Raw genomic sequence first — 5,114 nt, 5'->3', positions numbered from 1 at the left:
TCCATACCAAGTATTATCTGTTATATTGTTGTTTTGGATTGTGTTATCATTTGAATGGCTTAATTCAATTCCCATCCAACTATTATTTGTTATTTTGTTATTTTGGATTGTGTTATTATTTTTACAGCTGCTTGAATACTATTTCCAGGATTAACAGTCCAGTTAGCAGCAGATACTTTCCCCATAAACATTACAAATATCACAAAAAAGATTGTTATGACTAAAATTTTTCTTACATCATTCATAGCCCTACCCCGACACGATTATTACTACATATCGATTGAAAGGAACTAATATTTAATACTTTCGATTCATAAAGACTATAAAACTTACTTGGTTGGAAATATTCTCAGCCAACACATTCAAAAAAAAATAGCTAAATAAAAATGCAAATCACAACCAGCACCCATCAACTTTACAGCCCGTAACTTCGAAAAATTTTAATAGTTTTAAAATAAAATCCTAAAGTCTAAAATAATTAACAGTATCATTTTAAATCTCTCTTTAAAAATTTAATTTGTAAAGGTGATGTTTTGATAAAAAAAACAGATTTGCTGGCTATTGGGCACACTGCTTTCGATTCTATAGTCCTTGTTAAGGATTTTCCTGCCCCTAACTCATCTACACTGATAAAACAAATAAAGAATTTTGATGGAGGAGCTGCAGCAAATGTTGCAATGGTAGGTGCAAGTTTAGGGCTTAAAACTGCGCTTGTATCTGCTGTGGGGTCCAAATTCAAGGATTCCAAATATCATGCTAAGCTTAAGAAAATGGGAATAAACACTGAAGACATGATTGTTATTGAAAATGAAAAATCTCCCATGGCATGGGTTTTTACAGACTCCAACAATGATCAGATAAGTTATTTTTACTGGGGCGCAGCTAAATATTTTAAAAAATCAGAAGTTCCTCAAAAAGCAATAAAAAAAGCAAATGCAGTTCATTTAGCCACAGGAGACCCTGATTTTAATAGAAGATCAGGTGAAATTGCAAATGAATACAAAAAGATAATATCCTTTGACCCTGGACAGGACCTCCACATGTATTCTCCAGAGGAACTTAAAGGTGTTATAAGCGTTTCTAACATACTTTTTGGGAATCATCATGAAATTGACAGGATACTAAAGGTATTAAAGCTAAATATATGGGAATTAAAGGATATTGGCCCGGAAATTGTGGTTAAAACCTACGGTAAAGAGGGCAGCGTAATATATGCTGATAAAAAAATTAAAATAGGTGCTGTTGTACGAAAAACAGTAGACCCCACCGGTGCTGGAGATTCTTACCGCGCAGGATTTTTAAAAGCCTATTTAAAAGGTAATGACCTGGATTATTGTGGTAAATTCGCTTCAGCAGTGGCATCTTTTGTTGTTGAGGCTGAAGGATGTCAGACCAACATTCCAAGCTTGGAGATGGTTGTTTTCAGAATGCATGAAAAATGGAAGGATTAATAGATTTCAAAGCTTAGTTGGAGTTTCAAGAAATGGATGATTTTTGGATTAAATGATAAAATTTCTCCATTTTATTTATATTTCCTTAAAATCTATTATAATGCATTTTATTTTATATACGTATTATAGTGAATCCGCTCAATCCAGAAACTCTGATGTAACTGTATATTCTAAGATTTTCATGATAATCAAACCTCTACGCATTCATCATGCCTCCATGCATCATTCCACCGTTAGAGCCTATCACACCCGAAGCGGGTACATCAGTGCCATACCATTCCTTATACCATTTTCCCATCTCTTCTATTTCCACTCTTTGAGTTTTAATAATGGATTCAGCAAGTACACGAATTTCTGGATCATTTGAATGATATAAAACCATCTGCGACATCATTATTGCCATCTGGTGATGAGGGATCATCTCCTCAATAAATTCCTTATCAAAGGGCTTTGCATTTTTAAGATCATCTAAATCTGTCATATTTCCCATCATACTTGAATTAGCAGGTACATCAGTGCCATACCGGGCTTTATACCATTGACGCATCTTTGTAATTTCAATACTCTGGCTGCTTTTAATGTTTCTTGCAAGCTGTTTAATTTCAGGATGTTTTGCTTTAATTAATGCAATATCCGCCATGGCCACGGCTTCCTCATGATGAGGAATCATTTGTTCAATAAAATGACGATCTATATTCTCCATCATGCCTTGACCTGTTTGACCGTTCTGTCCACCCATCATAGGATAATAATTCCAATACATTGAAAAAAGTGCTAAAAATGTTATAAGAGCTACTATAACAACTCCAACAACCACAAGTTTTTCATTTTCTTTCATGATTTTTCACCTTATGACTTTGAAACTAAATTTAGGAATCTTTGATACTCATCACTGCAATTTTATGTTTAATCCTACTCATTCTTCTTATAATTTCAATTTCTTGTTGCATTATTGCTTTTTTACGTTCTTCTTCTTTAGAAACCATTATTAGCCCTCAAAATAGGATTTATTATGTCAAAGTCTCAAAAAATCAGATTTTTTTGAAATTTTAATAATATTTTAAATATAAATAATAATTATATACTCAAAAACTATTTATAATTTTCAATTTTGGAGCATAAAGTTTGAGATGGGTTTTTTCCAACACATAACAATTCAGTAAGATACATTGATCTTTAAGCAGACTAAAACCAATTCAATGCTTGGTAAACTTTATATTTGCTCTAATTTTCATTAATTGGAGGTAAAGTTTACAATTTGAAAGAATTCAGTGCCACGAACTGGTTTATTAATAACGTTTTGAGGTATTTCTCCCTTGAAAAACCTTTTAATTTCTTTAGCAACTATTAAAGCAGCGCCACGTTGTGCATCTTCTGTAGAAGCGCCAATATGTGGTGTAGCAACTAAATTATCCAGTTCTAAAAGTGGACTATCCTTTGGAGGTTCCTTCTCAAACACGTCCAGAGCTGCACCTCCTATTTTACCTTTAGACAGTGCATCGTATAAGTCATTCTCATTTATAATGCCTCCTCGAGCACAATTTATAATAAATGCATTTTCTTTCATGAGATTAAATTCGTCTTTGGATATGAGGTGTTTGGTCTTGGAAGTGAACGGAACGTGAATGGTTATTACATCAGCATTTTTAAGAAGTGTTTCTAAATCCACCACGTTTACATTCAGTTTCGAAGCAGTATTTGGAGGTAGATAAGGATCATATACAAGTATATTCATGGCAAAGGCTTTGCATCGGATAGCTACCTGCGTTCCAATTCGTCCCATTCCAATTATACCCAGGGTTTTTCCTGCAAGTTCCATGCCCATGAACTTATTTTTCTCCCACCTACCCTCTTTAACCGATTTATCGGCAATGGATATCTTCCGTGCCAGAGATAATATCAGACCTATTGTAAGTTCAGCTACAGTTACAGAAGCTGATTCTGGAGCATTCACTACCATAATTCCTTTTTCAGTGGCTGCCTCCACATCCACGTTGTCCACACCAACACCAGCACGAGCAATTATTTTGAGTTTGCTGGCATTTTCTATAACTTCTCGAGTAATCCTGGTCCTGCTTCGAACGACTATAGCATCAAAATCTTTAATAGAGTTGATAAGCTCGTCACCCGTGATGTCTGTTTGAACAATTACTTCAGCAACTTCTTTAAGCTCATTAATTCCATCTTCATTAATCTTATCAGCTATAAGTACCCTTATCGCATTCAATTTCTCCACCATTCTAATTTTTTGCTATAATTCACTTCTATATCCTGTATTCCATCATAAGCTACTTTTTGAGTAGAATCACTTTCAGATCATTCCAACCTGTATTACCTTGTAGCCCTGTTCTGTCCATCTACACTAATACTGGAAGAAGTGGTGGATTTTTCAATTCCTCCTTTTCCATATATTGCGTTCTGAGTTCGCTTTTTCATAGCATTACCTTAATTTTAATAGATTACAGGCTTTGGTATCGTATTAGATACCAATTTTGAAGAAGTCAGTTTTTTTAATGCATTTTCAATTAGTAAATTGGGAACACCATATGGCTGTATTTGGCATGATAAAAGAATTTTAACTGCTCCAGGGCCAATTTGACTTGCAAGTACCACATCACAATCTGAAATCAAATTAACACTCCTTTCAATTGCATTATCATGATCTTCCAGTAAATTTGGATTTTCGTAAGGTGGAATGTTTTTCCGTACTTCAATGAATTCAAATTCCTGACTTTCTTTAATCTTAAATATCAAGAAATGGGAAGCCTGGCCAAAATGCTGATCTATAGATTTTCTGTCACTACTTGCAACTGCGACTTTAAATGGCATATAAATCACCTCTTTTTTTAAATTCATTGATTGTTTCTATAATTAATAGATTTAAGCTTGTTTTATGAGCTAAATGCTAAATTAATGTCCTAGTATTTGTCTATTACCTGGAAGATCCCCCCATAATATAACGATCGTTATATCGGGAGGTGAAAAAAAAATAAAATCTTTCCAGTAGAATAACAATTTTTTTATAATAATCACTGCTCTTTATATCTATGAAAACCAGCTTAAATATTTAACGATTGTTATATATCGAAAATCAATAAAATTCAAATAGGAAAATTTAACTATCTAAATTTTGGATATGGCACAAATAGAGGAACTTCTCGCTTATATTTGAGGTATTCTTTTCCAAATTTCCTTGATAGTTGTTTTTCCTCCGATTTTGCCGTAATATAGAACAAAATTGAGAATAAAAAGGCGCTGATTAAAAGAAAGGTGAATGGGAAAACCAGAAACCATCCAAAAATCATGATTGTTGCCCCAAAGTACATAGGATTCCTTGTATATGCTTGAACTACCATGACCTGAAGAGGTCAATGGATTCCTAATCCACCAACTGATTGTTGATTTTACCAAAGGCAAGCCCCGTGGTTCCCACGGTTAGAATATTGCGTGCAGCGTTTATGTCCCTATCATGTTCTATATTGCATTTGGGGCATATCCATCTGCGAATATTCAAATCCAAAACTTCTGTAACATATCCACAGTTACTGCAAGTTTTAGAAGTGTATTTTTCATCAACAACTCTAAAATGTTTATCATACCAATCAGACTTATATTGTAGTTGTCGTTTGAACTCAAACCAATGCTGATCTGCTGTAGTCTTTG

General features: G+C 33.9%; 6 protein-coding genes and 1 pseudogene. 1 reads left to right on the top strand and 6 read right to left on the bottom strand.

The window, feature by feature from the left end; genetic code table 11:
• Positions 1-89: 89 nt before the first annotated feature.
• Positions 90-245: a hypothetical protein gene (locus PQ963_00695; GenBank protein MEN4028189.1), complete on the bottom strand. Its 156-nt coding sequence runs from the start codon at positions 243-245 to the stop codon at positions 90-92.
• 288 nt (positions 246-533) lie between these two features.
• Between PQ963_00695 and PQ963_00690 the strand changes: the two genes are divergently transcribed.
• Complete coding sequence (locus PQ963_00690; GenBank protein ID MEN4028188.1) at positions 534-1,451, top strand: carbohydrate kinase family protein; 918 nt, start codon at positions 534-536, stop codon at positions 1,449-1,451.
• Between the two features lie 196 nt (positions 1,452-1,647).
• Here PQ963_00690 and PQ963_00685 read toward each other — a convergent pair whose 3' ends face one another.
• From PQ963_00685 to PQ963_00665, 5 genes and pseudogenes are all read right to left on the bottom strand, one after another.
• The gene (locus tag PQ963_00685) at positions 1,648-2,289 is read right to left on the bottom strand and encodes a DUF305 domain-containing protein (GenBank protein MEN4028187.1); all 642 of its coding nucleotides are present in this window, start codon (positions 2,287-2,289) and stop codon (positions 1,648-1,650) included.
• Between the two features lie 441 nt (positions 2,290-2,730).
• Positions 2,731-3,669: pseudogene (locus PQ963_00680) on the bottom strand (hydroxyacid dehydrogenase).
• 233 nt (positions 3,670-3,902) lie between these two features.
• Positions 3,903-4,280 (bottom strand): NifB/NifX family molybdenum-iron cluster-binding protein, encoded by a 378-nt coding sequence (locus PQ963_00675; protein MEN4028186.1) that lies wholly within the window; start codon positions 4,278-4,280, stop codon positions 3,903-3,905.
• 290 nt (positions 4,281-4,570) lie between these two features.
• Positions 4,571-4,807: a methyltransferase gene (locus PQ963_00670; GenBank protein MEN4028185.1), complete on the bottom strand. Its 237-nt coding sequence runs from the start codon at positions 4,805-4,807 to the stop codon at positions 4,571-4,573.
• A gap of 23 nt (positions 4,808-4,830) precedes the next feature.
• A partial coding sequence (locus tag PQ963_00665) for a zinc ribbon domain-containing protein (GenBank protein ID MEN4028184.1) occupies positions 4,831-5,114 on the bottom strand: 284 nt, incomplete at its 5' end.

Source organism: Methanobacterium sp. (assembly GCA_039666455.1).
Taxonomy (GTDB): Archaea; Methanobacteriota; Methanobacteria; order Methanobacteriales; family Methanobacteriaceae; genus Methanobacterium_D.
This window is presented reverse-complemented; position numbering and strand designations above follow the sequence as displayed.

Excerpts from the sequence above, each read along its gene's own strand:
- PQ963_00695 (MEN4028189.1), bottom strand. The coding sequence starts at position 245 with ATGAATGATGTAAGAAAAATTTTAGTCATAACAATCTTTTTTGTGATA.
- PQ963_00685 (MEN4028187.1), bottom strand. The coding sequence starts at position 2,289 with ATGAAAGAAAATGAAAAACTTGTGGTTGTTGGAGTTGTTATAGTAGCT.
- PQ963_00675 (MEN4028186.1), bottom strand. The coding sequence starts at position 4,280 with ATGCCATTTAAAGTCGCAGTTGCAAGTAGTGACAGAAAATCTATAGAT.
- PQ963_00670 (MEN4028185.1), bottom strand. The coding sequence starts at position 4,807 with ATGGTAGTTCAAGCATATACAAGGAATCCTATGTACTTTGGGGCAACA.